Origin of the sequence: Serratia liquefaciens (genome assembly GCF_027594825.1) — a bacterium.
GTDB lineage: Bacteria > Pseudomonadota > Gammaproteobacteria > Enterobacterales > Enterobacteriaceae > Serratia > Serratia liquefaciens_A.
Window position 1 is genome coordinate 3,581,395 of the sequence record NZ_CP088930.1, and the last position, 26,962, is coordinate 3,608,356.

General features: G+C 56.7%; 25 protein-coding genes and 1 other annotated feature (1 of these 26 cut by a window edge). Of the genes, 16 read left to right on the forward strand and 9 right to left on the reverse strand.

The genetic code is table 11. The annotated features are described in order from the left end of the window. The first annotated feature begins 3 nt into the window (after window positions 1-3). The 6 genes from LQ945_RS16405 (at window position 4) to yjjJ (ending at window position 7,493) form a co-directional block, all read left to right on the forward strand. Window positions 4-1,281: a NupC/NupG family nucleoside CNT transporter gene (locus LQ945_RS16405; protein ID WP_269934954.1), complete on the forward strand. Its 1,278-nt coding sequence runs from the start codon at window positions 4-6 to the stop codon at window positions 1,279-1,281. A 367-nt stretch (window positions 1,282-1,648) separates the two neighbouring features. Further along, window positions 1,649-2,428, forward strand: a complete 780-nt coding sequence (gene deoC, locus LQ945_RS16410; protein WP_044554098.1) for a deoxyribose-phosphate aldolase — start codon at window positions 1,649-1,651, stop codon at window positions 2,426-2,428. Between the two features lie 68 nt (window positions 2,429-2,496). Next, window positions 2,497-3,819 (forward strand): thymidine phosphorylase, encoded by a 1,323-nt coding sequence (gene deoA, locus LQ945_RS16415; RefSeq protein ID WP_182820709.1) that lies wholly within the window; start codon window positions 2,497-2,499, stop codon window positions 3,817-3,819. 69 nt (window positions 3,820-3,888) lie between these two features. After that, on the forward strand, window positions 3,889-5,112 hold the full coding sequence (deoB, locus tag LQ945_RS16420; RefSeq protein WP_044554100.1) for a phosphopentomutase: 1,224 nt from the start codon (window positions 3,889-3,891) through the stop codon (window positions 5,110-5,112). A 166-nt stretch (window positions 5,113-5,278) separates the two neighbouring features. Beyond that, complete coding sequence (gene deoD, locus LQ945_RS16425; RefSeq protein ID WP_182820707.1) at window positions 5,279-6,010, forward strand: purine-nucleoside phosphorylase; 732 nt, start codon at window positions 5,279-5,281, stop codon at window positions 6,008-6,010. Window positions 6,011-6,149: 139 nt separating this feature from the next. Further along, window positions 6,150-7,493, forward strand: a complete 1,344-nt coding sequence (gene yjjJ, locus LQ945_RS16430) for a type II toxin-antitoxin system HipA family toxin YjjJ (RefSeq protein WP_270101251.1) — start codon at window positions 6,150-6,152, stop codon at window positions 7,491-7,493. A gap of 219 nt (window positions 7,494-7,712) precedes the next feature. On the opposite strand, the gene LQ945_RS16435 is transcribed toward yjjJ, so the two are convergent. Beyond that, window positions 7,713-8,399 (reverse strand): YtjB family periplasmic protein, encoded by a 687-nt coding sequence (locus tag LQ945_RS16435; RefSeq protein ID WP_270101253.1) that lies wholly within the window; start codon window positions 8,397-8,399, stop codon window positions 7,713-7,715. 104 nt (window positions 8,400-8,503) lie between these two features. On the opposite strand from LQ945_RS16435, the gene serB reads away from it, so the two are divergent. From serB to nadR, 3 genes are all read left to right on the forward strand, one after another. After that, on the forward strand, window positions 8,504-9,481 hold the full coding sequence (serB, locus tag LQ945_RS16440; RefSeq protein ID WP_020825122.1) for a phosphoserine phosphatase: 978 nt from the start codon (window positions 8,504-8,506) through the stop codon (window positions 9,479-9,481). 64 nt (window positions 9,482-9,545) lie between these two features. Next, window positions 9,546-10,931 (forward strand): DNA repair protein RadA, encoded by a 1,386-nt coding sequence (gene radA, locus LQ945_RS16445; protein ID WP_020825123.1) that lies wholly within the window; start codon window positions 9,546-9,548, stop codon window positions 10,929-10,931. Window positions 10,932-10,987: 56 nt separating this feature from the next. After that, a complete protein-coding gene (nadR, locus tag LQ945_RS16450; protein WP_020825124.1) occupies window positions 10,988-12,244 on the forward strand; it encodes a multifunctional transcriptional regulator/nicotinamide-nucleotide adenylyltransferase/ribosylnicotinamide kinase NadR in 1,257 nt (418 codons plus the stop codon). Between the two features lie 33 nt (window positions 12,245-12,277). Here the strand turns inward: nadR and LQ945_RS16455 are convergent, their stop codons facing one another. Further along, window positions 12,278-13,279, reverse strand: coding sequence for a zinc-binding alcohol dehydrogenase family protein (locus LQ945_RS16455; RefSeq protein WP_270101254.1), 1,002 nt, complete (start codon window positions 13,277-13,279; stop codon window positions 12,278-12,280). 98 nt (window positions 13,280-13,377) lie between these two features. Between LQ945_RS16455 and LQ945_RS16460 the strand changes: the two genes are divergently transcribed. Then, window positions 13,378-14,289 (forward strand): LysR family transcriptional regulator, encoded by a 912-nt coding sequence (locus LQ945_RS16460; protein WP_270101255.1) that lies wholly within the window; start codon window positions 13,378-13,380, stop codon window positions 14,287-14,289. A 29-nt stretch (window positions 14,290-14,318) separates the two neighbouring features. Here the strand turns inward: LQ945_RS16460 and ettA are convergent, their stop codons facing one another. From ettA to LQ945_RS16480, 4 genes are all read right to left on the reverse strand, one after another. Further along, on the reverse strand, window positions 14,319-15,986 hold the full coding sequence (ettA, locus tag LQ945_RS16465; protein ID WP_041414175.1) for an energy-dependent translational throttle protein EttA: 1,668 nt from the start codon (window positions 15,984-15,986) through the stop codon (window positions 14,319-14,321). 140 nt (window positions 15,987-16,126) lie between these two features. Beyond that, window positions 16,127-16,624, reverse strand: a complete 498-nt coding sequence (locus tag LQ945_RS16470; protein ID WP_020825128.1) for an OmpA family protein — start codon at window positions 16,622-16,624, stop codon at window positions 16,127-16,129. 35 nt (window positions 16,625-16,659) lie between these two features. Continuing rightward, entirely contained in the window at window positions 16,660-17,907 is a 1,248-nt protein-coding gene (locus LQ945_RS16475; protein ID WP_269934959.1) for a diguanylate cyclase domain-containing protein, read from the reverse strand. Next, window positions 17,904-18,518: a YfiR family protein gene (locus LQ945_RS16480; RefSeq protein ID WP_044554106.1), complete on the reverse strand. Its 615-nt coding sequence runs from the start codon at window positions 18,516-18,518 to the stop codon at window positions 17,904-17,906. Before LQ945_RS16480 ends, LQ945_RS16475 begins: the two co-directional genes overlap by 4 nt. A gap of 741 nt (window positions 18,519-19,259) precedes the next feature. Between LQ945_RS16480 and sltY the strand changes: the two genes are divergently transcribed. Both sltY and trpR read left to right on the forward strand, forming a co-directional pair. Then, the gene (gene sltY / locus LQ945_RS16485; RefSeq protein ID WP_269934960.1) at window positions 19,260-21,188 is read left to right on the forward strand and encodes a murein transglycosylase; all 1,929 of its coding nucleotides are present in this window, start codon (window positions 19,260-19,262) and stop codon (window positions 21,186-21,188) included. Between the two features lie 55 nt (window positions 21,189-21,243). Then, the gene (gene trpR / locus LQ945_RS16490) at window positions 21,244-21,573 is read left to right on the forward strand and encodes a trp operon repressor (RefSeq protein ID WP_262242108.1); all 330 of its coding nucleotides are present in this window, start codon (window positions 21,244-21,246) and stop codon (window positions 21,571-21,573) included. A 21-nt stretch (window positions 21,574-21,594) separates the two neighbouring features. Here the strand turns inward: trpR and yjjX are convergent, their stop codons facing one another. Then, complete coding sequence (gene yjjX / locus LQ945_RS16495) at window positions 21,595-22,134, reverse strand: inosine/xanthosine triphosphatase (RefSeq protein WP_020825133.1); 540 nt, start codon at window positions 22,132-22,134, stop codon at window positions 21,595-21,597. Between the two features lie 111 nt (window positions 22,135-22,245). Here yjjX and gpmB point away from each other — a divergent pair, with 111 nt between their 5' ends. Further along, window positions 22,246-22,893 (forward strand): 2,3-diphosphoglycerate-dependent phosphoglycerate mutase GpmB, encoded by a 648-nt coding sequence (gpmB, locus tag LQ945_RS16500; protein WP_270101257.1) that lies wholly within the window; start codon window positions 22,246-22,248, stop codon window positions 22,891-22,893. Here the strand turns inward: gpmB and robA are convergent. Beyond that, window positions 22,890-23,759 carry an MDR efflux pump AcrAB transcriptional activator RobA gene (gene robA / locus LQ945_RS16505; protein WP_182820696.1) on the reverse strand — a complete coding sequence of 290 codons (870 nt, stop codon included), beginning with the start codon at window positions 23,757-23,759 and terminating at the stop codon, window positions 22,890-22,892. The two genes, gpmB and robA, sit on opposite strands and share 4 nt — an antisense overlap. Before the next feature lie 342 nt (window positions 23,760-24,101). Here robA and creA point away from each other — a divergent pair, with 342 nt between their 5' ends. Then, a complete protein-coding gene (creA, locus tag LQ945_RS16510) occupies window positions 24,102-24,581 on the forward strand; it encodes a protein CreA (protein ID WP_044554110.1) in 480 nt (159 codons plus the stop codon). Between the two features lie 45 nt (window positions 24,582-24,626). Here creA and arcA read toward each other — a convergent pair whose 3' ends face one another. Beyond that, window positions 24,627-25,343 carry a two-component system response regulator ArcA gene (gene arcA, locus LQ945_RS16515; RefSeq protein WP_004949989.1) on the reverse strand — a complete coding sequence of 239 codons (717 nt, stop codon included), beginning with the start codon at window positions 25,341-25,343 and terminating at the stop codon, window positions 24,627-24,629. 634 nt (window positions 25,344-25,977) lie between these two features. On the opposite strand from arcA, the gene LQ945_RS16520 reads away from it, so the two are divergent. Together LQ945_RS16520 and thrL are read left to right on the forward strand one after the other, a co-directional pair. Next, entirely contained in the window at window positions 25,978-26,664 is a 687-nt protein-coding gene (locus tag LQ945_RS16520; protein WP_262242106.1) for a tRNA/rRNA methyltransferase, read from the forward strand. Between the two features lie 212 nt (window positions 26,665-26,876). Further along, complete coding sequence (gene thrL / locus LQ945_RS16525; RefSeq protein ID WP_071998276.1) at window positions 26,877-26,945, forward strand: thr operon leader peptide; 69 nt, start codon at window positions 26,877-26,879, stop codon at window positions 26,943-26,945. Continuing rightward, window positions 26,884-26,962, forward strand: a sequence feature (Thr leader region) (it continues 40 nt past the right edge of the window). Its footprint overlaps the gene before it by 62 nt.

Genomic DNA, 26,962 nt, shown 5'->3' on the forward strand with positions numbered 1-26,962 from the left:
TGCATGCAACTCATCATGAGCCTGGTCGGCATGGCGGTGCTGATCGCCATTGCGGTGCTGCTCTCCAGCAACCGCCGCGCGATCAATCTGCGCACCGTTGTTTGGGCATTTGTGCTTCAGGTCGCCATCGGCGCGCTGGTGCTGTATGTCCCGGTAGGACGTTCGATTCTTGGTGGCATGTCGGCCGGTGTGGCCAACGTGATCGCCTACGGTAATCAGGGCATTTCATTTATCTTCGGCGGTCTGGTATCTGACAAGATGTTTGAAGTCTTCGGCGGCGGCGGTTTCGTTTTTGCGCTGCGCGTACTGCCGGTGATCGTGTTCTTCTCCTCGCTGATTGCGGTGCTGTATTACCTCGGCATCATGCAATTGGTGATCCGCGTGTTGGGCGGTGGTTTGCAAAAGCTGCTGGGCACTTCGCGGACCGAATCGCTGTCGGCGACCGCCAACATTTTTGTCGGCCAAACTGAAGCCCCGCTGGTGGTGCGTCCGTATATCGCCACCATGACCCAGTCTGAGCTGTTTACCGTGATGTGTGGCGGCCTGGCCTCGGTGGCCGGTTCGGTGCTGGCGGGTTATGCCCAGATGGGCGTGCCGCTGGAATACCTGATCGCCGCTTCGTTTATGGCTGCGCCGGGCGGCCTGCTGTTCGCCAAGCTGATGGTGCCGGAAACCGAAAAAACCCACGATAAAGACGACGCGATGAAGTTGATCGCAGAAGATGAACGCCCGGCCAACGTGATCGATGCGGCAGCTTCAGGTGCGGCTTCAGGCATGCAGCTGGCGCTGAACGTCGGCGCGATGCTGTTGGCGTTTATCGCGTTAATCGCTTTGCTGAACGGAATCCTTGGCGGTATCGGCGGCTGGTTCGATTATCCGCAGCTGTCGTTGGAGCTGATACTCGGTTGGGTGTTCTCACCGATCGCCTTCCTGATCGGCGTACCTTGGCATGAAGCGATGGCCGCCGGCTCGTTTATCGGTCAGAAGATTATCGTTAACGAGTTTGTCGCCTACATGAACTTCGGTGCTTACCTGCGTCCGGATGATGTGGTCGCGGCAGAAGGGCTGCAGGTGTTGTCCACGCACACCAAGGCGATCATCTCCTTTGCGCTGTGCGGCTTTGCCAACCTGTCGTCGGTGGCGATCCTGCTCGGCGGGCTGGGCAGCATGGCACCGAACCGTCGTCACGATATTGCTCGTTTCGGTCTGAAAGCCGTGGCTGCGGGTACGCTCTCCAACCTGATGAGTGCAACCATCGCCGGGTTCTTCCTGGCGCTGTAACCCCCGGTCCTGTCCTGTGATAGCGCCGCGAGCCCTATTGCAGGACAGCGCCTATACTCTAAGACGGGCACAGCGTGCTGTGCCCGCGTCTGTTTCTTTAGCGAATTTGTGAACGATATCGCGTTATTTTGTGATGGTCTTCACATATAATTCCGGCCTGTTACAGTGTTATTTCATATAGTGTGACCCCGAACGCGAATTGCCTTCGGCGATCATGTTCAAATAGCTATTACTGACCCTGCGCGATGCGAAGGGTTATGTGCGGTGAGAAGGATCTCAGTTGCCGCGGTGGGAACCCGTTCCCCAGCGCTATCTTCAAGGAACCAAGTCCGCTCGCCAACACCCAGGTTCTCAGTTGGAGAGTTTTATGACCGAATTAACCGCAGCAGCGCAACGTGCGCTGACCTTAATGGATTTGACCACGCTGAACGACGACGACACCGATGAAAAAGTGATCGCGCTGTGTCGTCAGGCAAACAGCCCGGCCGGCCATACCGCGGCCATCTGCATTTACCCGCGTTTTATCCCGGTGGCGCGCAAGGCTCTGCGTGAGCAGGGGACGCCGGACATCCGCATTGCGACCGTCACCAATTTTCCGCATGGCAACGACGATATCGAAATCGCGCTGGCGGAAACACGTGCGGCAATCGCCTATGGCGCTGATGAAGTGGACGTGGTGTTCCCTTACCGCGCGCTGATCGCCGGTAATGAGCAGGTGGGTTTTGAACTGGTCAAACAGTGTAAGCAGGCCTGCCAGGCGGCCAACGTGCTGTTGAAAGTGATCGTTGAAACCGGTGAGCTCAAGCAGGCCAGTCTGATCCGTAAAGCATCGGAAATCGCCATCAACGCCGGTGCTGACTTTATTAAAACTTCTACCGGTAAAGTGCCGGTCAACGCGACGCTGGAAAGCGCCGAGCTGATGATGTCGGTGATCCGCGATCTGGGCGTTGCCAAAACGGTGGGCTTCAAGCCGGCCGGTGGCGTACGCACTGCGGAAGACGCGCTGCACTATCTGCAACTTGCCGATCGTATTCTGGGCGAAGGTTGGGCCGATGCGCGTCATTTCCGCTTCGGGGCTTCCAGTCTGTTAGCCAGCCTGCTGACGACGCTGGGCCACAGTGCCGGGCAGTCCGGCAGCGGTTACTGATCGATTACGTCGGCAAGGCGAGATGATCGCCAGCCTGCACTCTACTCTAGCTAAAACAGGGGGACGCTTTGTTCCTGGCCCAAGAAATTATCCGTAAGAAACGTGACGGTCAGCCGTTGAGCGAAGCAGAAATCCGCTTTTTCATCAATGGTATCCGTGACAACGTAGTCTCAGAAGGTCAAATTGCCGCGCTGGCGATGACCATTTATTTCCACGATATGACCATGCCGGAGCGCGTGGCGCTGACCATGGCAATGCGTGATTCCGGTACCGTACTGGACTGGAAAAGCCTGTCACTGAACGGGCCACTGGTCGACAAGCACTCCACCGGCGGCGTGGGCGATGTCACTTCGCTGATGCTGGGCCCGATGGTGGCGGCTTGCGGCGGCTATGTGCCGATGATCTCCGGCCGTGGTTTGGGCCATACCGGCGGCACGCTGGACAAGCTGGAAGCGATCCCGGGTTTTAATATTTTCCCGGACGACAATGCCTTCCGCAAAATTATTCAGGACGTCGGCGTGGCGATTATCGGCCAGACCAGCTCGCTGGCCCCAGCGGACAAACGTTTCTACGCGACCCGCGATATCACCGCTACCGTAGATTCCATTCCGCTGATCACCGCCTCTATCCTGGCGAAGAAGCTGGCGGAAGGTCTGGATGCGTTGGTGATGGACGTTAAAGTCGGTTCCGGTGCCTTTATGCCGACTTACGCGCTGTCGGCTGATTTGGCGCAGGCGATTGTTGGCGTAGCCAACGGCGCCGGGTGCAAAACCACCGCGCTGCTGACCGACATGAACCAGGTGCTGGCCTCCAGCGCCGGCAACGCAGTGGAAGTTCGCGAAGCTGTGCGCTTCCTGACCGGCGAATACCGCAATCCGCGCCTGCTGGAAGTGACCATGGCGCTGTGCGTGGAAATGCTGCTTTCCGGTGGCCTGGCGAAAGATGATGCCGATGCGCGTGCCAAACTGCAGGCGGTGCTGGACAATGGTAAAGCGGCAGAAGTGTTTGGCCGCATGGTCGCTGCACAGCAAGGCCCGACCGATTTCGTCGAGCGCTACGACAGCTATTTGCCTGCCGCGACCCTCAGCAAGCCGGTTTACGCCGAGAAAACAGGTATCATCAGTGCAATGGATACCCGTGCGCTGGGCATGGCGGTGGTGTCTTTGGGCGGCGGTCGTCGCCGTGCAACCGACAGCATCGACTACAGCGTGGGCCTGACCGGCATGGCACGCCTGGGCGACAAAGTGGATACCCAGCAGCCGCTGGCGGTGATCCACGCCAACGACGAAGAGAGCTGGCAGCAGGCGGCCGACGCGGTACGCAGTGCGATGGTGCTGAGCGACAAAGCGCCGGAAGTGACGCCTGTGGTCTACAAGCGCATCACGGAATAATTAACGAATCAGGAGCTGCAGCGGCCTTTTCGCTGTCGCCCACAGCGTGAGAACACGCAGGAGAGCATGATGAAACGTACATTTATTATGGTATTAGACTCATTCGGTATTGGCGCAAGTGAAGATGCCGAGCGTTTTGGCGACAAGGGCTCCGACACTCTGGGCCACATTGCCGAAGTTTGCGCACGCGGTGAAGCCAACGTTGGCCGTCAGGGCCCGTTGACGCTGCCTAACCTGAGCCGTCTGGGCCTGGGCAAAGCGGCGGAAGAATCCACCGGCACCTTCCCGCAAGGGCTGGATCGCAATGCGGACATCATCGGCGCCTACGCTTACGCCAGCGAACTCTCTTCTGGTAAAGATACTCCGTCAGGCCACTGGGAAATCGCCGGCGTGCCGGTACTGTTCGATTGGGGTTACTTCAGCGACGAACACAACAGCTTCCCGCAGGAACTGCTGGACAAGCTGGTCGAGCGCGCTAACCTGCCGGGCTACCTCGGTAACTGCCATTCCTCCGGCACCGTGATCCTCGACCAACTGGGCGAAGAGCACATGAAAACCGGCAAGCCGATTTTCTACACCTCTGCCGACTCGGTATTCCAGATCGCCTGCCACGAAGAGACCTTCGGCCTGGATCGTCTGTATGAACTCTGTGAAATCGCCCGTGAAGAGCTGACCGAAGGCGGTTACAACATTGGCCGCGTGATCGCGCGTCCATTCCTGGGCGACAAGCCGGGCAACTTCCAGCGTACCGGTAACCGTCACGATCTGGCCGTAGAGCCACCGGCGCCAACCGTGCTGAAAAAGCTGGTGGACGAGAAGGGCGGCGAAGTGGTGTCGATCGGTAAGATTGCCGATATCTACGCCAACGTGGGCATCACCAAAAAGGTCAAGGCTACCGGCATCGACGCGCTGTTCGACGCCACCCTGATCGAAATGGAAAAAGCCGGTGACAACACCATAGTGTTCACCAACTTCGTTGATTTTGACTCCTCTTACGGCCACCGCCGCGACGTTGCAGGCTATGCCGCAGCGCTGGAGCTGTTCGACCGCCGCCTGCCGGAGCTGCTGAAACTGGTGAAAGATGAAGATATCATTATCTTCACCGCTGACCACGGCTGCGATCCGACCTGGCCGGGCACCGACCACACCCGTGAGCACATTCCTGTCCTGGTTTATGGCCCGAAAGTGAAACCGGGTTCGTTGGGCCACCGTGAAACCTTCGCCGACATCGGCCAGACCGTAGCCAGCTACTTTGGTGTGTCACCGATGGACTACGGTAAATCCATGCTCTAAGCCCCGTATTTCAAGCCGCAGCGTTGTTAGCTTCACGAGTGAACCCCAGTCACTTACTCAAGTAAGCTCCTGGGGATTCACCCGCTAGCTGCCTAGCTGCAACTCGAAATTCAAGGCTTAGATGTTTGACGTTTTTATTAAATATGATTTCTGAAGGAAGATAATTATGGCTACGCCGCACATTAATGCTGAAATGGGTGATTTCGCTGACGTAGTACTGATGCCGGGCGATCCGCTGCGTGCAAAATACATCGCCGAAACTTTCCTGGAAGGCGCGGTGGAAGTGAACAACGTGCGTGGCATGCTGGGCTTTACCGGTACCTACAAGGGCCGCAAAATCTCGGTAATGGGCCACGGTATGGGTATCCCATCCTGCTCCATCTATGCGCGTGAACTGATTGCCGAATTCGGCGTGAAGAAAATCATCCGCGTGGGTTCTTGCGGCGCGGTGCGTGACGATATCAAACTGCGTGATGTGGTGATCGGTATGGGTGCTTGCACCGATTCCAAAGTGAACCGCATGCGTTTCAAGGATCACGACTACGCGGCGATCGCCGACTTCGACATGGTGCGTAACGCAGTAGATGCGGCAGCGGCGCAGGGCATCCCGGCACGCGTAGGTAACATCTTCTCCGCTGATCTGTTCTATACGCCGGATCCGGATATGTTCCAGGTGATGAAGAAGTACGGCATCCTAGGCGTGGAAATGGAAGCGGCCGGCATCTACGGCGTGGCGGCTGAGCTGTTCGAAGAGTTCGGTTCCAAGGCCCTGACCATTTGTACCGTTTCCGACCACATTCTGCGTCATGAAGCGACCACCGCGGCAGAGCGTCAAACCACCTTTAATGAAATGATCATTATCGCGCTGGAATCTGTGCTGTTGGGCGACAAAGCCTAATCATACTGCGGGCGCAGCGTTCTGCTGCGCCCCAGCTAATCTATTCATCGTACTCCCCTCATTTTCTTGAAATGCTTTACCTTATAGATAATTAGCGCTATTACTCTATTCACCAATCTATTCACTCATCTATTCATCTATGACTAGCCTCGAGCAAGTTCTGCGTAAGGGGCCCGCCGCGTCGAAAGCACTCACCGATGCGCTGGGTATCAGCCAACCGACGCTGTCGCGCCGTATCCATACGCTGGCGGAAGCGGTGCTGACTATGGGTAAAGGCCGAGCCACCCGCTATGCATTGCGCAGGGTTGTGGGAGGGGAGACGCATTTTCCACTCTATCAGGTGAGCGAGCAGGGCAAGGTCTCTAAGCTGGCCACGCTTTATCCTGTCTATCCGGCGGAGAGTTATGCGGTCCACAATGAGCAAAATGGCGAATGGCACCTCTATGATGGATTGCCTTGGTACCTTAATGATCTGCGGCCGACAGGTTTTCTTGGTCGGGCGTGGGGGAAAGCCATCTCGCATGTTTTGCGGCTGCCGGAAGATACCTTGCTATGGAGCGAAGAACAGCGCTTGGTAGCCGTTTGTCACTTTGGGGATGACATGAGTGGCAGTCTGTTGCCCGGTAATGGAAGTTATCAACGCTGGCTGGCCCGGAGTCCGCAGGAAGCCGTGCCGATGACGGATAAAAAAATCCGCTACGCGCAGCTGGCGAAGCTGGCGCTGGCAGGGGAACTGGTCGGGTCTTCTGCAGGCGGAGAGCAACCCAAGTTTATCGCCTATGCCGAACTGAAGGATGATCGATGCGGTCATGTGCTGGTGAAATTCAGTACGGCGCCGGAAAACCCGAATGCTCAGCGTTGGAGTGATTTGCTGATCGCAGAATCACTGGCGTTGCAGGTTGTGGCGGAAGCCGGATTTCCTGCTGCACAGGGTGAAATCCTGCTGGGTGAGGACCGGCAATGTTTTCTGGAGATCGAGCGGTTCGATCGCATAGGTCAGTTTGGCCGGGTGGCGATGGTTTCGTTGGAAGCCCTGGATGCCGAATTCAGCGGGAGCGGCAATGTTAACTGGGCCACTGCCGCCAAGGGGTTACTGCGGCAAGGTGTGATCGACCGTCCGACCTGTCAGCGAATGGCTCTGTATTGGGCATTCGGCAGATTGATAGCCAATAGTGATATGCACCAGGGTAATTTATCGTTCTTGCGCCCTGAACAGCGGCCGATAGCGCTGGCGCCGTTATACGATATGTTGCCGATGGCATTTGCTCCAACCAGCAGCGGCAATATGCGGCACACCGCGTTGGAAATTCGGCTGAGCCATGAAGTCAGCGGCGCTATTTGGCGGCAGGCGGAATTGATGGCGCTGGCGTTCTGGCAACGTACGGCACAGCATGAGCTGATCAGCGAGGCGTTCCGTGGTGTTGCCGACCAGATGTTGATGCAGGTTCAAGGGCTGAACGAACACATCCAGCGCATGGCTTAGAGGGAGCCTAGGGCTGAGTTTGATGACAAAGTAGTCTTTGAGCCTGAGATACCCGGGCCTAGCGCACCGAGGGGCCATTATGGGACACGTCCATGTGTCCCACCCTACGGGCCGACTGGAAGTCGTTCCCATTTGCTCCCGGCAAATGGGTCGGCGGGCAAGCCGCTACGACCCCTACGGCACGCTCTCCCTAATAACGGGCTTTGTCAGCGGTCTAGCCTAGGGCTTCTTCTCTTCTTTCTTTTCTTCCGGCCGTTCGTCATCGTCATTCTCCACCGTATTACCTTCTTCCAATGGCGTATTGGCGGTTAACAGGTACGGGGACTGCTGCCAGCGGCTGCGGCGGTGCTGCAGCAGGGTACGCGCCAGGATGATGCCGATGGCCAGCGCCAGCAGGATCATCAGGCGCAGCAGGTTGGTGGTGTTATCCACCTGTTTGGATTCGGTCGCCAGCACGTGGGTGTCCAGCGTGATGCGGATAAAGCCGATCGGCCCGTCTTTGTTCTCGATGGGCTCTACCAGTTGATGATTGAAGTAGCTGCCGGCGCGTTTACCGTCAAGCGACAGGCGATCGCGTATACTTATCTGCTCACCGGCGTGGGAAACCAGGGACCCGTCCAGTTGATAGACGCTGGCGTCCAGAATGCGGCTGTGGTCAGTGAGCTGGTTGAGGATGGCGTCGATGCGTTGGTTGTCGACGTCGCTGTCGTCATCCATCAGGGGGGCCAGGCTGGATGCCACCTGTTTGGTCAGCGTTTGCGCCAGCTCTTCCACCTGTTCGGATCGCGCCAATTGGTGACTCAGGCTAAAATAGGAAGCACCCTGCATCAACAGCACCAGCAAAGCCAGGCAAATCAGGATAATAGCGGTGCGGTGCAGGCGGAATTTCAGTTTAGCGCGGGCCATGCAGGTTCCTTGGGCATCTTGGACACTTTATGTTGCCAGAAGCAATGGCGATAGGATAGCTTGATGCGTCGTTTTATCATGCAGTGTTTTTTCAGGAGTTAAGGATGTCGAATAGTCTGACCTATTGCGATCTCCCGGCTGAGATCTCTCAATGGCCGGGTCTTCCCCTTTCGCTGAGCGGTGACGAAGTGATGCCGCTGGATTATCGGGCGGGTCATACCGGTTGGCTATTATATGGCAGAGAACTGAACAAAACGCGCATTACCGATTTCCAGCGCAAGCTGGGCGCGGCGATGGTGATCGTCACCGCCTGGTGCGTGGAGGATTATCAGGTGGTGCGTCTGGCGGGCACGCTGACGGCACGCGCCAAAACGCTGGCGGCGGAGAGCGGGCTGGATGTGGCGCCGCTGGGCAAGATCCCTCACCTGCGCACCCCTGGGTTGCTGGTGATGGATATGGACTCCACCGCGATTGAAATTGAATGCATCGACGAGATCGCCAAACTGGCGGGCGTCGGTGAGCAGGTGTCGGAAGTGACTGAACGCGCGATGCGCGGCGAGCTGGACTTTACTGCCAGCCTGCGTCAGCGCGTCGGCACGCTGAAAGGCGCCGATGCCAATATCCTCAAACAGGTGCGCGACGAGCTGCCGCTGATGTCCGGACTGACCAACCTGGTGCGCAAGCTGCAGGCGATGGACTGGCACGTGGCGATTGCCTCCGGCGGCTTCACCTACTACGCCGAATATCTGCGTGACAGACTGAAGCTGGTGGCCGTGGTGGCTAACGAGCTTGAGATCCGCGACGGCAAGCTGACCGGCGAGGTGCTGGGGCCGGTGGTGGACGCGCAGTTCAAAGCAGATACGCTGGTGGCACTGGCGGAAAAGCTGGGCATTCCACCGCAGCAAACTGTCGCCATCGGTGACGGCGCCAACGATTTGAAAATGATGCAGGTTGCCGGGTTGGGCATTGCCTATCATGCCAAGCCTAAAGTGTATGAGAAGGCGCAGGTGTCGATTCGTCATGCCGATCTTATGGGCGTGCTGTGCGTGTTGACCGGCAGCCTGAAACACGAAGTTCGCTAAGTAGGCCCCTGACACGGCGATGACGCCCGTCAGCAGCAATGTGGTAATAAAGCAGAGGTAATCAGTGGCAAAAGCAGCAAAACGGGCGTTTGTATGTAATGAGTGCGGCGCAGATTATCCGCGCTGGCAGGGGCAGTGCAGCGCTTGCCACGCCTGGAACAGCATTACAGAAGTGCGTCTGGCTGCCGTGTCTTCCTCTTCTCGCAACGAGCGCCTGAGCGGTTACGCCGGCGATGCCGGTATCAGCAAGGTGCAAAAGCTGTCGGACATCAGCCTGGAAGAGCTGCCGCGTTTTTCCACCGGTTTCCTTGAGTTTGACCGCGTGCTGGGCGGCGGGGTGGTTCCGGGCAGTGCGATCCTGATCGGCGGCAACCCTGGCGCAGGGAAAAGTACCTTGCTGCTGCAGGTGCTGTGCAAACTGTCCGAGCAGATGAAAACCCTGTACGTCACCGGCGAGGAATCGCTGCAGCAGGTCGCCATGCGCGCCCATCGCCTCGGTTTGCCGACCGGCGGCCTGAATATGCTTTCGGAAACCAGCATCGAACAGATCTGCCTGATCGCCGAGCAGGAACAGCCGAAGCTGATGGTGATCGACTCCATTCAGGTGATGCACATGGCGGATATTCAATCCTCGCCGGGTAGCGTAGCGCAGGTCCGTGAAACGGCGGCTTATCTGACGCGCTTCGCCAAGACGCGCGGCGTGGCGATTGTCATGGTCGGCCACGTTACCAAAGACGGTTCGCTGGCCGGACCGAAAGTATTGGAACACTGCATCGACTGTTCGGTGCTGCTGGACGGCGACGCCGATTCGCGTTTTCGTACTCTGCGCAGCCACAAAAACCGCTTTGGTGCGGTGAACGAACTGGGCGTGTTCGCCATGACCGAGCAGGGCCTGCGTGAGGTCAGCAACCCGTCTGCCATCTTCCTCAGCCGGGGTGACGAGGTGACCTCCGGCAGTTCGGTGATGGTGGTTTGGGAAGGCACGCGGCCGTTGCTGGTGGAGATTCAGGCGCTGGTGGATCATTCCATGATGTCTAACCCGCGGCGGGTTGCGGTCGGTCTGGAACAAAACCGATTGGCGATCCTGTTGGCCGTGCTGCATCGCCATGGCGGATTGCAGATGTCCGATCAGGACGTGTTCGTTAACGTGGTCGGTGGGGTGAAGGTCAGCGAAACCAGCGCCGATTTGGCGTTGCTGATGTCGCTGGTGTCCAGCCTGCGCGACCGCCCATTGCCGAACGATTTGGTGGTGTTTGGCGAAGTGGGGCTGGCGGGGGAGATCCGTCCGGTACCGAGCGGTCAGGAACGTATTTCCGAAGCGGCGAAGCACGGTTTCAAGCGCGCCATCGTGCCGCACGCTAACGTACCGAAAAAACCGCCGGCCAATATGCAGGTGTTTGGCGTGAAGAAACTGGCGGATGCGCTGGACGTGTTGGAGCAGTTTTATTAATTGCCATGGGGTACGCAGATTATGCTATTTTGTTTAGCATACTAAACGGAGGGGCTATGCGGCAATTTGATTACCTGAAGGCGTCGATTAAGCAGAAGAACTGCACTCTGCAGCAGGTGGCGGATGCCAGTGGCATGACCAAAGGCTACCTTAGCCAGCTGTTAAACGACAAAATCAAAAGCCCCAGCGCCCAGAAGCTGGAGGCGCTGCACCGTTACCTCGGGCTGGAGTTCCCACGCCGTGAGAAAAAGGTCGGCGTGGTGTTTGGTAAATTTTACCCACTGCACACCGGTCATATTTACCTGATCCAGCGAGCCTGTAGCCAGGTGGATGAGTTGCACGTGATCCTGTGCCACGATGAACCGCGCGATCGGGAGCTGTTCGACAACAGCTCCATGTCGCAACAGCCGACGGTCAGCGATCGTCTGCGCTGGCTGCTGCAAACCTTCAAATATCAGAAAAACATCCATATTCACTCGTTTGACGAACAGGGCATCGAGCCCTATCCGCACGGCTGGAACGTGTGGAGCGACGGGGTGAAAGCTTTTCTGGAGCAGAAAGCCATAGTGCCGAGCTTTATCTATTCCAGTGAAGCACAGGATGCTCCGCGCTATCGCGAACATCTGGGCATTGAAACCATTCTGATCGATCCCGAACGTTCATTTATGAACATCAGCGGCCGCCAGATCCGTCAGGATCCGTTCCGCTATTGGGACTATATTCCGACCGAAGTGAAGCCGTTTTTTGTTCGCACCGTGGCCATCCTCGGCGGCGAGTCGAGCGGTAAATCGACCCTGGTCAATAAGTTGGCGAACATCTTCAATACCACCAGCGCCTGGGAATATGGCCGCGACTACGTGTTCTCTCACCTGGGCGGGGATGAGATGGCGTTGCAATATTCCGACTACGACAAAATTGCCCTTGGCCAGGCACAGTACGTCGATTTTGCGGTGAAATACGCCAATAAAGTGGCGTTTATCGATACCGACTTCGTGACCACTCAGGCGTTCTGCAAAAAGTACGAAGGACGCGAGCACCCCTTTGTACAGGCGTTGATCGACGAGTACCGGTTTGATCTGGTGATCCTGCTGGAGAATAACACCCCATGGGTGGCGGATGGGTTGCGCAGCCTGGGCAATCCCAACGATCGCAAGGCATTCCAGTATTTGCTGGAAGAGATGCTGCGGGCCAACAACATTGAATACGTACACGTAGAGTCCAGCGATTACGACGAGCGCTTCCTGCGCTGCGTCGAACTGGTCAAACAGCTGTTGGCGGCCGATGCCAGCCGCCTGGTCGGCGTTGCAGTCTAAGCCTGCGGGGCGCAGGCTGCGCCCCGTCGGTCATCAGTAAACAATCACCAGTTTTCCCTGCATATGTCCGTCGAGCAGTTTTTGGTGCGCGGCGGTCAGCGTCGGCACCGTTAGCCCCTGCATCGTTTCGCTCAGGGTGGTGCTCAGCTTCCCTTCATCCAGCAGTTGCGCCACTTGCTTGAGGATTTCGCCTTGCTGTGCGATATCCGGCGTGTTGAACATGCTGCGGGTAAACATCAATTCCCAGTGCAGTGCGGCGCTTTTCAGCTTCAGTGCGCTTTGGTCCAACGGCTGGGCATTTTCTACGATGGTGCAGATGTGGCCCATTGGCGCGATCAGATCGGAGATGGCTTGCCAGTGGCCGTCGGTGTCATTCAGGCAAAGAATATAATCCACGTTCTCAATGCCCTGTTGCGCCAGGTTAGCTTTCAGATCGCGATAGTCCACCACCAGATCGGCACCCCGCTCCAGACACCAGGCCGCCGACTCGGGACGAGAGGCGGTGGCAATCACCTTCACCTGGCTGCGCTGTACCGCAAACGGGATCGCCAGCGAACCAACGCCACCGGCGCCGCCGATGATCAGCAGGGTTTTCCCCGGTGCCGCGTCCTGAATTTTCAGATGTTCGAACAGCGCCTCCCAGGCGGTCAGGGCGGTCAGCGGCATGGCGGCAGACTCGGCCCAGTTCAGGCTGCGAGGCTTGTGGGCAGTAATACGTGAATCGATCAACTGTTGGGTGCTGTTGCTGCCCGGGCGAGTGATATCACCGGCGTACCAGACCTCGTCACCGGGTTTGAAGCCGCTGACGCTGCTGCCCACTTCAACCACGACGCCGCTGGCATCCCAACCGAGAATGCGTGGCTGCTGCAGGCCGCTTTTTTGCAGGCCGGCATGGACCTTGGTATCCACCGGGTTGACCGACACCGCTTTCACTTCCACCAACAGATCGTACTGACCCGGCGTGGGTTTTTCCGGGCTGATCTCTATGAAGGCGGCGGGGTTTTTCGGGTCTACGGCAATGGCTTTAATCGGCATGACTGTGCTCCTTTCGAATGAATAACCTCAGTGTAGACCTCTTGAGAGGGAGTGATAAGATGGACAATAACTAACTAAGTGTTCGTTTAAGGTGAACAATGAGGTTTAAGCAGTTGCAGGATATGGCGCTATTCGCGCTGGTGGCCGAGTGCGGCAGTTTTACTGCCGCCGCCAAACGTGCCGCTTTGCCGAAGTCCAGCGTCAGCCAGCGCATCAGCCAGTTGGAACAGACGTTGGGCCTGCGCCTGTTGAACCGCACCACCCGCCAGCTCAACCTGACGTTTGCCGGTGAACGCTATCTGGAACACTGTCAGGAGATGCTGACCGCTGCCGAACGGGCGGATTTGGCACTGCAACGGCTGCGTGACAACCCCAGCGGCCGGTTGCGCATCTCAACCCCTGCCGGGCTGGGGGCGACCTTGTTGGCACGGCTGGCGGCGGATTTTCAGCGCCAATATCCGGACGTTTCGCTGGAGGTGTCGGTATCCGATGCGATGGTGGATATGGTGCAGGACGGGTTCGATGCCGCTTTGCGCACCGGCAAACCACAGGATTCTTCTTTGATTGGTCGCCGCTTGGGGCATGCGCCGCGCTATTTGCTGGCATCGTCGGCGTATCTGGCACAGTACCCGCCTATCCTGCATCCGCAACAGTTGCAGCAGCACCGCTGCATCGCGCACCGTTCCTGGCCCGCATGGAATCTGCGCCGAGGCGATGAGTATTTTCGCTGGCAACTGCCGACGCTGCATATCACCGATAACCTGTTATACGCGCGTGAATGTGCAATCGCCGGCGCGGGCATCACTTTACTGCCGGCATTTCTCAGCCGCGAAGTGGTGGCGCAAAAGCAATTGGTGGAGGTGTTGCCGGACTGGCAGGCGGAGGGCAATGAACTCTATTTGGTTTATCCGAGCCGCAAGCTTAATTCGCCGGCGCTGGCCTGTTTTATCGATGTGGTGTTGCAACATCCGGTATTCGACGATTATGCCCGCGAACTGGCTCGGGATTAAAAAAGGCGCCGCATGCGGCGCCTTCCGGATTACTTGGCGATTCTCTTGTACTTGATACGGTGCGGCTCAAGCGCTTCAGCGCCCAGCGTACGTTTCTTGTACTCTTCGTATTCGGTAAAGTTACCTTCGAAGAACTCGACGTTACCTTCATCCTGGTAATCCAGAATGTGGGTGGCGATACGGTCGAGGAACCAACGGTCGTGCGAGATAACCATCGCACAGCCCGGGAACTCCAGCAGGGCGTTTTCTAGTGCGCGCAGGGTTTCGATATCCAGGTCGTTGGTCGGTTCGTCGAGCAGCAGGACGTTGCCGCCAACCTGCAGCAGCTTGGCCAGGTGCAGACGGCCACGTTCGCCCCCGGACAGCTCGCCTACGCGTTTGCCCTGGTCGACGCCTTTGAAGTTAAAGCGGCCGACGTAAGCACGGCTTGGCATTTCGGTGTTGCCGATACGCATGATGTCCTGGCCGCCGGAGACTTCTTCCCAAACGGTTTTTGAATTATCCATGCTGTCACGGAACTGATCGACCGAGGCCAGTTTAACGGTGTCGCCCAGCACGATGCTGCCGGAATCAGGCTGTTCCTGACCGGACATCATGCGGAACAGCGTGGATTTACCGGCGCCGTTCGGACCGATAATGCCGACAATCGCGCCTTTCGGCACGGCAAAGGAGAGATCGTCAATCAGCACGCGGTCGCCGTAGGACTTGCGCAGGTTGCTGACTTCAACCACTTTATCGCCCAGGCGTGCGCCAGGTGGAATAAAGAGTTCGTTGGTTTCGTTACGCTTTTGGTATTCGGTGCTGTTCAGCTCTTCAAAGCGGGCCAAACGCGCCTTGCCTTTGGACTGACGGCCTTTAGCGCCTTGGCGAACCCATTCCAGCTCTTTCTCGATGGATTTGCGGCGTGCGGCTTCGGAAGAGGCTTCCTGCGCCAGACGTGCATCTTTCTGCTCCAGCCAGGAAGAGTAGTTGCCTTCCCACGGGATGCCTTCGCCGCGGTCCAGCTCGAGGATCCAGCCGGCCACGTTGTCGAGGAAGTAACGGTCGTGGGTGATCGCCACCACGGTCCCTTCGAAGTCGTGCAGGAAGCGTTCCAGCCAGGCCACGGATTCCGCATCCAGGTGGTTGGTTGGTTCGTCCAGCAGCAACATGTCCGGTTTTTCCAGCAGCAGGCGACACAGCGCTACGCGGCGACGTTCACCCCCGGAGAGGTTGGCGATTTTGGCGTCCCATTCCGGCAGGCGCAACGCATCGGCGGCGCGCTCGAGCTGGGTATTCAGGTTGTGGCCGTCGTGGGCCTGAATGATTTCTTCCAGACGACCCTGTTCAGCGGCCAGCTTGTCGAAGTCCGCACCTTCTTCAGCGTACAACGCGTACACCTCATCCAGACGTTTCAGGGCACCGACCACTTCCGCCAGCGCTTCTTCGACCGACTCGCGGACGGTGTGCTCCAGGTTCAGCTGCGGCTCCTGAGGCAGGTAGCCGATTTTGATCCCTTGCTGCGGGCGAGCTTCACCTTCGATATCGGTGTCGATGCCGGCCATGATGCGCAACAGAGTGGATTTACCCGAGCCGTTCAGACCCAGCACGCCGATTTTGGCGCCAGGGAAGAAGCTCAGTGAGATGTTTTTCAGGATATGACGCTTCGGCGGAACCACTTTGCCGACGCGGTGCATGGTATAGACGTATTGAGCCACGGTGCTCTAGCCTCTCTATATCAGTTTTTATAGGATGTCTGGCTGCGGAGTGTAGCCCGTTTCGAAAGCGGATCCCAGACATCACTCAGCGATCGCTAAGTATAACCGGTTATGCGCCCGTGAAGGCGCATATTGGTCGCTTAAGGAGTGACGACGATCGCGACGCGGCGGTTTTCCGCCCGGCCGCTGGAGGTGCGGTTATCGGCGACCGGGTCGCGTTTGCCCATGCCGCGAGTTTCGATGTTAGCGCGCGGAATACCCACGCTGGCCAGCAGGTCGGCCACCGCATTGGCGCGGCGCAGCGAGAGCTGGTCGTTATAGCTGTCTTCACCGTAATTATCGGTGTGACCATCCAGACGGAATTTGGTGATGCCGACGCTCATCAGCGCTCGGCCCATTTTCTGCACCGTGTCGGTGCTTTCCGGGTTCAGTTTGCCCACGTTGTTGCCGAACAGCACCTTGTCGGACAGGCCAAATTCCCAGCCGTTATCCGTCAGTTTGAACCCTTGTGACTGCAACAGGGCAATCTGCTCGGGCGTCAGGCCCTGCGGTTTGCTCTGGCAGCCGGCGAGGGCCAGCAGGGCGATAAACATCATCGTCAGCAGTGAAAAACGGTTTTTTAGTGTTTGCTGTATCATAATCAAATCCCTAGTTTTATTTTATAGCCGGGGCTTTATTTCTGTATTGCCAGCCGCCAGCCTCCGTTATAACGATGCTTGGCCTGGTACATCGCATCGTCAGCTTCGTGCAAGAGTCCCTGAGGCGTCACCGCATGTTCAGGGTAAAGTGCAATACCGATACTCAAAGAGGAAATGACCTCTTCGCCGTTCGGTAACATCACCGGTTGGGTCATGCAGTCGATAATGTTATCGGCAATCTGCAGTACATCTTCCGTAGTGTGGACCGGTGCCAACAGTACGGCGAACTCATCACCTCCTAAACGTGCAACCAGGTCGCTCTCGCGTAATTGCGCGCGGATACGCCCGGCAATGGTGGTCAACACTACGTCGCCGGCGGCGTGGCCGTAGCTGTCGTTAACTTCCTTGAAGCGATCGCCGTCGATAAACAGCACCGCCAGTTTTTCGGGTGACTCGATGTCTCCCAGCGCGCGACTCAGTCGGCCTTCGAAGAACGCGCGGTTCGGCAAGCCGGTCAGGCTGTCGTGGGTTGCCCGGTGGGTCAGCGAGTCATTCTCCTGTTTCAGGTGCGCTTGCCAGGCCTCCAGTTCGTCCAGCAGGCCATTAAAGTCGCTGCTCAGCTCATGCAATTCGGCAATCGGTGCCGAAGGTACCCGCAGCCCAAAGGCGCGATCGCGCCGTACTGCATGCGCCACGTTGGCGATATCGTCCAGCGAACGGACGATCCCCTGCAGCATGCGGCGGGAAAGCACCAGCGCGCACAGGGTACTGAGCACCAGGCAGGCGATCATACCCACCATGCCACGGAGCAAAAAACGCAGCAGGCTGCCGCCGTGGCCGCTCAGCCACACTTTGCCGACCTCTTTGCCTTCATGCGTGATCGGCAGGATCACCGGTTCCGGCAACGCCCAGTGCGCCACGATTTGCTCCATGCCGTGCAGCGGGCCGTCCTTGGGGTGATACCAGGTGGCGAGCACTTTGCCGTTGTTGTTCAGGATCCTGGCTTCCGACACTTCCTCTTTGGAGGCGATCAGCACCAGGGCTTCGCGGGCGGCGGCACGGTCTTCGAACACCACGGCGGCTTCAACGGTATAGCTGATGGAGCGTGCAATCAGATGCAGGTTGTGGTTGGCATAGGCGCGCAGGGCAAACAGCGCCACCAGGGTCAGAAAGATCCCCGCAGTACCCACGGCAATCAGTGCCAGCCCAAGGTGGACTCTTTGCAGCACCCGGCCCAGCGTAGGGCGTGACTGACCCGAACGGTTCTTGCGCAACCACTTCATAGCGGTGGCGCCTGTTTGCGTGCCAACTGCAGCACGTTGGGGTGAACGCGCACGCCGCTACGCGCCAGCGCATCGAGGTTGGCTTTAAAACTCGCGGTATCCCCTTCGATTTGCAGGCAGAACGCGCTGCCGGCTGAGCATTCAACATCGTTCTCGCTGATGCTGAGAATGGAGTGGCCGCTGATGCGTTGTATAAAATTCTGTTTCTGGCCGGCGTTAATATTGCCTAAATAAATGACATCGCAACCGGTGCTCAGTAGCGGGCTGTCAAAGGATACTCGCTCGGCCTTAATCGGCCGCGGAGCACTAAGCAGGATCGGATCGAACAGGCCTTCGGCATACTGGGTGGGTGCTGTCACGCACAGCCGGATCGGATTGGGTTCGCTGGGCCAACGGGCATAGCTGATAATGCCTACCACCACGGTGGTGACGGCATGGATGCGATTTTGATAAGGATCACCGGTTTCGGGGCGGGCTGAACCGGGAAAGGCCAACAGGGTGAGCAGCACCAGCGACAACAGGCGGCCGTAGTCCAGACGTGCGCAAATGAAACTCGCAAGAGAATTTTTTGCGCATGTCGCTAACGACGCGGCATATTTTGCCATCTTCATCTGCCATTCCTGCCCACGTCCGCAGTACCGATGCGGCAACATAACAATGAGAAGCCTGACCCGCTCGAAGGGATAATTGCCTTGCTGAAAACTGTCAATCGCACTGCCTGATGAACACTATCTACCCATAATTGGCGCGGATTGTATTATAAGATATCCCGGTTGCGCGCTTTATGTGCCGTTTTCTCAGAATTATCTTACCTTTTTTTAATAGTATAAAAACGTCCGCCAGGGTTTGCCAGGCGTTTTCTGCAAAGTGAGCCCGCCCGGCCTGAGGTTTGGGGGATTTGCGCAACGCCTTGGTTCGTCGACGTCGGAATATATTCTGTGATGGCTAATTATTTCAAATGACTTCATCTTATTGTCGGCGGTGATTATTAATTATAAATGGGCCGTTCGTTTCTCAGTGTTAACCTCGGGTTAAATGATTAATACGCTGTCTTAGGTGCCGGCTTTATTTTATTTGTCAGCGAGGGTAAACCTTTTTTACCTGAAGCCCTTCGTGACGATAAACTTCATCTACAGTAGTGAATGGATAAGCGATCGCGCTGTCTATGGTAGATGGCTGAGTCAGTCACTCAGCGCCCACTTTTGTTCTGGCGTGCCGGATGAAGCGATATCCCACGACAGAGCGCGAAACACTCGGAGAGCCGTTTCACTGTCCGTTGGCTGCTGTCGTAGCGCGGCAATGGGGGAATCGGCTCTGGCAACACCATCAGCATTAGCGAGGAAAGAGTCAGTATGGTCAAGGTAGACAAGTGGCGGTTTTTGGCTGTGGGCCTGTGCCTGACGGCATTCTCAGGCGCCGCATTGGCGGACTCGCTGGACGCCCAGCGTCAGCGTTACCTGCAGATTAAGCAGGCGTGGGACAGCAAGCAGATGGACGTCGTGGCGCAATTGATGCCGACGCTGCGTGATTACCCGCTATACCCTTATCTGGAATACCGTGAGCTGACGCAAGATCTCAGTCAGGCCGGGTTCTCCGAGGTGAACGATTTTATCAAACAGCATCCGACGCTGCCGCCGGCCAAATCACTGGCCCCGCGTTTTGTTAACGAACTGGCGCGGCGCGAAGACTGGCGCACCCTGTTGTCCTTTAGCCCACAGGCGCCGAAACCTATCGCTGCGCGTTGCAATTACTACTACGCCAAGTGGGCCACCGGCGATCAACAGGCGGCCTGGAGCGGCGCCGAAGACGTGTGGATGAGCGGTAAGTCGTTGCCGGGTGCCTGCGACAAGCTGTTTAACGTCTGGCAGGGCGCCGGGAAACAGACGCCGTCGGCCATTCTGGAGCGCATGAAGTTGGCGTTGAAAGAGGGCAACAGTGGCCTGGTCAACAGCCTCTACCGACAGCTGCCGTCAGATTATCAAACCATGGGCGATGCGCTGGTGCGCCTGCAAAACGATCCTGCCACGGTAGAATCCTTTGCCCGCAGCGTGGGGCCAACCGATTTTACCCGTGCCGCGACCGGTATCGCCTTTGAACGCCTGGCGCGCCAGGATGTAGAAAATGCTCGCGCGATGATCCCGACGCTGGTGCGTCTGCAAAAAATGAGCGACAGCGAGCAGTTGGGGTTGGAAGAGGCGGTGGCGTGGCGCCTGATGGGCAGCGATGCCACCTTCGAACAAACCCAATGGCGAGATAAGGTGATCCTGCGCAGTCAGTCCCCGGCTCTGCTGGAACGTCGTGTGCGTATGGCATTGGGCAATGGCGATCGTCAGGGGGTGGCTACCTGGCTGGCTCGCCTGCCGGCAGAGTCACGCAATAAAGATGAATGGCGTTACTGGCGTGCGAGCCTGCTGCTGGATGAAGGCAAACGTAGCGAAGGTGAAGAGATCCTGCGTCGCCTGATGAACGAACGCGGCTTCTATCCCATGGTGGCGGCGCAGAAACTGAATAAGCCTTACCCGGTAATGGTGGCCGTGGCGGCGAAACCTCGCGCTTCGCTGGTGGACGGGCCGGAGATTGCCCGGGTGCGCGAGCTAATGTATTGGAATATGGATAACCTGGCGCGCAGCGAGTGGACCTCGTTTGTGTCCAGCCGCAGCCGTCCGGAGCAGGAAGCGCTGGCGCGTTATGCGTTCGAGCAAAAATGGGCCGATCTCAGCGTGCAGGCAACCATCGTTGGCAAACTGTGGGATCACCTTGAAGAGCGCTTCCCGGTAGCCTGGCCGCAAGAGTTCCGGGCCGCGACCGATGACAAGGGGATCACGCCAAGCTACGCCATGGCGATAGCCCGTCAGGAGAGCGCCTGGAACCCGAAAGCCCAGTCGCCGGTAGGTGCCAGCGGCCTAATGCAGGTGATGCCGCGCACTGCGCAACATACCGTGCAAATGTACAATATTCCCGGTTACACCAGCCCGAGCCAGCTGCTTGATCCCCGGGTAAACATCACTATCGGCACCAGTTATCTGGAGTATGTGTACCAGCAGTTCGGTCGTAACCGTATTCTGTCATCGGCGGCCTACAACGCCGGTCCATCGCGGGTGAATACCTGGTTGGGCAACAGCGAGGGACGGGTGGATGCGGTGGCGTTTGTCGAAAGCATTCCGTTCTCGGAAACCCGTTCCTATGTGAAGAACGTACTGGCCTACGACGCATTTTATCGCTATCTCATGCATCGTCCGGCCAAGGTGCTGACCGATGCCGAGTGGCAGAGGCGTTATTGATTTTTGCGGCGCTATGCTATGCTGCTGTACTAGTTAAATAGTATGGTGGCTTGCCATGACGCAATTATCGCTTAACGACCCGGCTCTTTCAGAACAAGGCAATGAGGATTGGCTGCGCTTTGTCGCGCTGCTGCAGAATTCGTTCGCCCAGGATCTGCACCAACCGCTGCTGCAACTGCTGCTGACGCCGGACGAAAGAACGGCCTTGGGGACGCGGGTGCGGATTATTCAGGAGCTGATGCGCGGTGAGATGAGCCAGCGTGAGCTGAAGAACGAACTGGGGGCCGGTATTGCCACCATCACTCGCGGTTCGAACAGCCTGAAGGCCGCGACGCCGGCGTTGAAACAGTGGCTGGAGCAGCAATTACTGAGCGAGGCACCTTAGTCGCGCCTCGCTCGTCAACGCTTATTTTTGCGGCGCGTTGTTATGGTTTTGGTAGATCGGGTTGTGGAAGGGCACCAGCGCCAACAGCAGAGCCTGATGGTAAACGCTGGTGCGGCTCAACCGCCCATCGGTGAAGATACCGATAGCGCCGCCCTGGCGCTTCACTTCGGCATTGCCGGTGATGGTCGCCATTTCAGTCCCCAATTCGCGGCCGGCGCGAATTCCCTGTAAAATCGTCTCCGGCAGCATCAGACTGGCTGAACGCGATTCGCCCCGGGTGTACGGGTTTTCCACCGTCATCCAGGCGAAGGTCATATTCTCTTCGATACCCGCTTCCACGCCGACCCAAAAGTCGGCCTCCGGGCGTACCTGGCGCGCTTCCATGACGCGCTGGCGTGCGCCGGTGCGGGTTTCGAGATTGCCGATGGGTTGCAGTGAGACGCCGCTGGCGACGTCGACCGATTCAATGCGGCATTGGTCCACGCCAAAGGTGTCCTCAAAGGCCAACTGAATAGCCTTGATCTTTGCCGGGTTGGTAGTTGCAGCGACAACATGATACATAACGGGTTTGGCATCCTTAAGCTAAGAGCCTATTCAATACGTCAGACGCTTGCGCAAGCGGCCTGTGACGAAGATAAACTCAGGTTTCACGCAGTATAACGGAAAAGCAAAATGTTACAGGTATACCTCGTTCGCCACGGCGAAACGGAATGGAATGCGGCTCGCCGTATCCAGGGTCAGTCCGACAGCCCGTTAACCGCCCACGGTGAGCATCAGGCTCATCTGGTTGCCCAACGCGTCAGCAAGCTCGGTATCACGCACGTGATTACCAGCGATTTGGGGCGTACCCGACGCACCGCGCAAATTATCGCAGAAGCTTGCGGTTGCGAGGTTATAAACGATCCACGTTTGCGCGAGTTGCACATGGGGATTCTGGAAGAACGCCTGATCGACAGCCTGACGCCGCAGGAAGAGCAGTGGCGCAAGCAGATGGTCGATGGTACTGCCGACGGCCGTATCCCTCAAGGTGAATCCATGAGCGAGCTGGGGGGGCGGATGCGCGAGGCGTTGGAAAGCTGCCTGATGCTGCCTGAAGGGAGCAAGCCGCTGATTGTGAGCCACGGTATCGCGCTGGGGTGTTTGATCAGCACCGTGCTAGGGTTACCGGCCTATGCCGAACGTCGCCTGCGTTTGCGCAACTGTTCGCTGTCGCGTGTCGACCATCAGCAGAGCCCTTGGCTGGCTTCCGGTTGGATTGTCGAAACGGCGGGCGATGTCACGCATCTGGACATGCCCGCATTGGACGAACTGCAGCGTTAACGGCGGATCGGGATCAAATAGTCGCAGTTGATCTCGGTCGGCGGTTGGGGTGGCCGACGGTCACCCTTGGGATAAAAGCGCTCAATGTCGTGCCCTTTGCGGCGCGTGAGTTTGAGTGCCGGCAGGCAAGTGCCGTATAGCGTCAGAATAAAGTCCTGCAGACCAGAAGTAGGGCCTTCATAACTGAACATTGCATACTCACCACCTTGCAGCGTCAGCGGCTGCCCAGCCTGAATTTCCTTCGGAACGTGATGCGGTTCCAGCGCCGTGGTATACAGCACTTCCTGCTCGTCGTCCTTTTCCTGGCTTGGGCGCGAATGGTGCAGACCGTACAGCACCGGCGGCAGCGTCTCTGCTTCGCCCAGGTATTGGCGCCAGAACTGTGAGCGCAGCTCGGTACGGAAGTTCGAAATTTGCTCCAGCGTGCACGAATAGCTTTGCGTCAGGCCAATCAGATGCTGTTCCGGCAACGTGACAAACTCTGGCTGCGGCAGGGTAAATGCGCCCAGGCGGATTGGCGGACAGATGCCGAATGCGCTCCAGTCTTCGGCGCGGCGATACAACGCCGGCGTTTGCGCAAACTGTTTTTTAAATGCGCGCGTGAAGGTCTGCTGCGAGTCGAAGCGATACTGTAAGGCGATATCCAGAATAGGGCGGCTGGTTAAACGCAGCGCCACTGCAGCCTTGGATAATCTCCTTGCCCGGATATAAGCGCCGATGGCGTTACCGGTAATATCTTTGAACATCCGTTGTAGATGCCATTTTGAGTAACCCGCTTTCGCCGCCACGTTGTCCAGCGACAAGGGTTGGTCCAAATGGCTTTCCAGCCAGCTAAGCAGATCACGAATGATACCGGCTTGATCCATAGATCTTCCTCGTAGAGCTTTAGGGTCGGGACCCGAACTGTTTATTCGTCACGCTGGTGCTTGCGCTATCAGACCAATCCATGAGCCATTTTGCGTAGCACTCTTTGCCTCTCGCAGCGGGTTGCGCGGGAGTTGGACAGGGGCACACCTTAAAGGGCGCAAAGAAATAACGACGCCGCATAATAGCAATTTTTTTCCTCCGAGACTCTCAAAGATTTTTTTCACGCTCTGTGCTAAAAAGACCGGTGCAGACCGGAAAAACCCCTATTCTGTGACCTAAAACATAAACAATATTAATTGCCTGCGGCTATTTTTAGCGCCCAGGTTATTGGAGTTAAGTGAATGAAAAAAGGATGGATATTTTTGTTTGGTTTAGTTTGCGCAACGGTAAACAGCGCGCAGGCAGAACAGGTTGGGTCGGTGGATACGGTATTCAAACTCTTCGGTCCGGACCACAAAATCGTGGTGGAAGCATTCGACGATCCCGATGTTAAAAATGTAACTTGTTATATCAGCCGTGCCAAAACCGGTGGCATTAAAGGCGGTTTGGGATTAGCGGAAGACACTGCGGATGCAGCCATTTCTTGCCAGCAGGTCGGGCCGATCGCGCTGAACGATAAAATCAAAAACGGCAAGGCGGAAGGGACGGTGGTGTTCCAGAAGCGGACGTCGCTGGTGTTCAAGAAGCTGCAGGTGGTGCGTTTTTACGATGCGAATCGCAATGCGTTGATCTATCTGAGTTATTCAGACCGTGTGGTGGACGGTTCGCCGAAGAACGCGCTGAGCGCTGTGCCGATCATCCCTTGGGGTGAAGCAAAATAAGAGACTTGGGGTTCAGTTGAACCCCAACTATTTTAACGCGCAGGCTTACTCTTCCAGATCGCCGCAGAAACGGTAGCCTTCACCGTGAATGGTAGCGATGATTTCAGGCGTGTCCGGCGTGGATTCGAAGTGCTTGCGGATGCGACGAATGGTCACGTCCACGGTGCGGTCATGCGGTTTCAGCTCGCGGCCGGTCATCTTCTTCAGCAGTTCGCCACGGGATTGGATCTTGCCCGGGTTTTCGCAGAAGTGCAGCATGGCGCGGAATTCACTGCGCGGCAATTTGTATTGCTCGCCCGCTGGGCTGATCAGAGAGCGGCTGTTGATGTCCAGCTCCCAACCGTTGAACTTATAGCTTTCAACCAGACGGCGTTCTTCGCCGACGCTGCCCAGGTTCATGGTGCGGGACAGCAGGTTGCGTGCGCGAATGGTCAGTTCACGTGGATTAAATGGCTTGGTGATATAGTCATCAGCGCCGATTTCCAATCCGAGGATCTTATCAACTTCGTTATCACGGCCGGTCAGGAACATCAGCGCAACGCTGGCCTGTTCGCGCAGTTCACGCGCCAGCAGCAGGCCATTTTTGCCTGGCAGATTAATGTCCATGATAACCAGATTGATATCATTTTCAGACAGGATGTTGTGCATTTCTGCACCATCATTGGCTTCATGAACAACGTAGCCTTCCGCCTCGAAAATGCTCTTCAGGGTGTTACGAGTGACTAACTCGTCTTCGACAATCAGAATGTGCGGGGTCTGCATATTTGCTACCTAAAATTGCCAACAAAATAGAAAATAGGAAGTACAGAAGTCTTTGTTTTCTTAGCGGAGGGCAGAGATTAGCGCTCACGTTCCCTCTTACCAAATGACTACAGTACGTAAACTCGTTCTTGATGCACTTTCCATCTCATGTCAACAAGATCGCTAGCTTGGTGGGGGTGCTATTCCTTACATCCCCAAAGGTGCCAAAACGGCGCATATCCTAACCCTATTAACAGCAATATAACAGTGCGTACCGAATTCATCACCCAACAAAACTAAGCTTTGTTGACATATATCAAATTCAATTGTAGCACGTTAACAGTTTTGTGAAAAACACTTACAGAAATGCCAGCTTAAGTCACAGAACCATAAATTCTGTGTACGATTCAGCATTGTTGCGCCTAATGAGGTAGAATTAACGGCTTATTGATAAAGCAGTTATTTTAACACCTTGATTAATAAGAGTAGTAAATCATAAGAAGTAATAATATGTATTCCGTGCCATTTATAAGGCCAATAGCGCATTTACCCCTGTCTATCGCAGCCTGCGGGATTATTGTTGCACACTTGTAAATATAATCAGACTATCCTGAACAGTCAAAAACCTGCGACCCCCTTATTCTGTGGAGTATTGATGCAGCTGCATATTGTTTTAGTGGCTCCGGCACGGCCGGAAAACGTCGGCGCTGCGGCGCGGGCAATGAAAACCATGGGCTTCACTTCGTTGCGTATCGTCGACAGCGAAGCGCACCTGCAGCCGGCGGCGCGTTGGGTTGCTCACGGGGCGGGGGAGATCCTCGACGGCGTGCAAACTTTCGCCACTCTGGAACAGGCGCTGGCGGACGTAGATTTCACCGTAGCCACCACGGCCCGCAGCCGGGCGCGTTTTCATTATTACTGTACGCCGCAGCAACTGTTGGGCCAGCTGAGTGAGCGCAGCCAGTGGGTAAACCAGGCGGCGCTGGTGTTTGGCCGTGAAGATTCCGGCCTGACCAATGAGGAGCTGGAACTGGCGGATTTGCTGACTGGCGTTCCTATGCAGGCGGATTACCCTTCGCTCAATCTCGGCCAGGCGGTGATGGTGTACTGTTATCAGCTGTCAGAGCTGATGAACGTCAGCGCGCCGCAAGAGGCGGTCGCCCACGAAGGCCAGCTTAAGGCATTGCGTCAGCGTGCTGATGGGTTACTGGCGGCGCTGGAGGTCAGTGACGATCAAAAATTGCGCGACTGGCTGCATCAACGGCTTGGTACTTTGCAACAGCGGGACACGGCGATGCTGCATACTTTGTTGCATGATATCGAAAAAAAACTGACAAAGTGATACCCGTAAACATGGCTAATTTTGCAGTGTGATCCACTGCAAATTTGCCGCCTGCCTGTCTTTTTGTTCTGTCATCTGGCTTTTCAGCTCTCGCATCGCCCGGTTAGCTCGCTGGACGATAAATAAGCAAAAACAAGAAATAATTTGACTTGGGATAGCGATTGCTTTAACCAATAGAGGGGACAGAGTATTTAATGAGACAGACAGAAAAAATGCGAAACATCAGCCTGAACACAACAATTATTACCACCACCGATACCACAGGTAACGGGGCGGGCTGACGCGTACAGGAAACAAA

Excerpts from the sequence above, each read along its gene's own strand:
- LQ945_RS16405 (WP_269934954.1), top strand. The coding sequence starts at position 4 with ATGCAACTCATCATGAGCCTGGTCGGCATGGCGGTGCTGATCGCCATT.
- deoC (WP_044554098.1), top strand. The coding sequence starts at position 1,649 with ATGACCGAATTAACCGCAGCAGCGCAACGTGCGCTGACCTTAATGGAT.
- deoB (WP_044554100.1), top strand. The coding sequence starts at position 3,889 with ATGAAACGTACATTTATTATGGTATTAGACTCATTCGGTATTGGCGCA.
- deoD (WP_182820707.1), top strand. The coding sequence starts at position 5,279 with ATGGCTACGCCGCACATTAATGCTGAAATGGGTGATTTCGCTGACGTA.
- yjjJ (WP_270101251.1), top strand. The coding sequence starts at position 6,150 with ATGACTAGCCTCGAGCAAGTTCTGCGTAAGGGGCCCGCCGCGTCGAAA.
- LQ945_RS16435 (WP_270101253.1), bottom strand. The coding sequence starts at position 8,399 with ATGGCCCGCGCTAAACTGAAATTCCGCCTGCACCGCACCGCTATTATC.
- serB (WP_020825122.1), top strand. The coding sequence starts at position 8,504 with ATGTCGAATAGTCTGACCTATTGCGATCTCCCGGCTGAGATCTCTCAA.
- nadR (WP_020825124.1), top strand. The coding sequence starts at position 10,988 with ATGCGGCAATTTGATTACCTGAAGGCGTCGATTAAGCAGAAGAACTGC.
- LQ945_RS16455 (WP_270101254.1), bottom strand. The coding sequence starts at position 13,279 with ATGCCGATTAAAGCCATTGCCGTAGACCCGAAAAACCCCGCCGCCTTC.
- LQ945_RS16460 (WP_270101255.1), top strand. The coding sequence starts at position 13,378 with ATGAGGTTTAAGCAGTTGCAGGATATGGCGCTATTCGCGCTGGTGGCC.
- LQ945_RS16470 (WP_020825128.1), bottom strand. The coding sequence starts at position 16,624 with ATGATACAGCAAACACTAAAAAACCGTTTTTCACTGCTGACGATGATG.
- LQ945_RS16475 (WP_269934959.1), bottom strand. The coding sequence starts at position 17,907 with ATGAAGTGGTTGCGCAAGAACCGTTCGGGTCAGTCACGCCCTACGCTG.
- LQ945_RS16480 (WP_044554106.1), bottom strand. The coding sequence starts at position 18,518 with ATGAAGATGGCAAAATATGCCGCGTCGTTAGCGACATGCGCAAAAAAT.
- sltY (WP_269934960.1), top strand. The coding sequence starts at position 19,260 with ATGGTCAAGGTAGACAAGTGGCGGTTTTTGGCTGTGGGCCTGTGCCTG.
- trpR (WP_262242108.1), top strand. The coding sequence starts at position 21,244 with ATGACGCAATTATCGCTTAACGACCCGGCTCTTTCAGAACAAGGCAAT.
- yjjX (WP_020825133.1), bottom strand. The coding sequence starts at position 22,134 with ATGTATCATGTTGTCGCTGCAACTACCAACCCGGCAAAGATCAAGGCT.
- gpmB (WP_270101257.1), top strand. The coding sequence starts at position 22,246 with ATGTTACAGGTATACCTCGTTCGCCACGGCGAAACGGAATGGAATGCG.
- robA (WP_182820696.1), bottom strand. The coding sequence starts at position 23,759 with ATGGATCAAGCCGGTATCATTCGTGATCTGCTTAGCTGGCTGGAAAGC.
- creA (WP_044554110.1), top strand. The coding sequence starts at position 24,102 with ATGAAAAAAGGATGGATATTTTTGTTTGGTTTAGTTTGCGCAACGGTA.
- arcA (WP_004949989.1), bottom strand. The coding sequence starts at position 25,343 with ATGCAGACCCCGCACATTCTGATTGTCGAAGACGAGTTAGTCACTCGT.
- LQ945_RS16520 (WP_262242106.1), top strand. The coding sequence starts at position 25,978 with ATGCAGCTGCATATTGTTTTAGTGGCTCCGGCACGGCCGGAAAACGTC.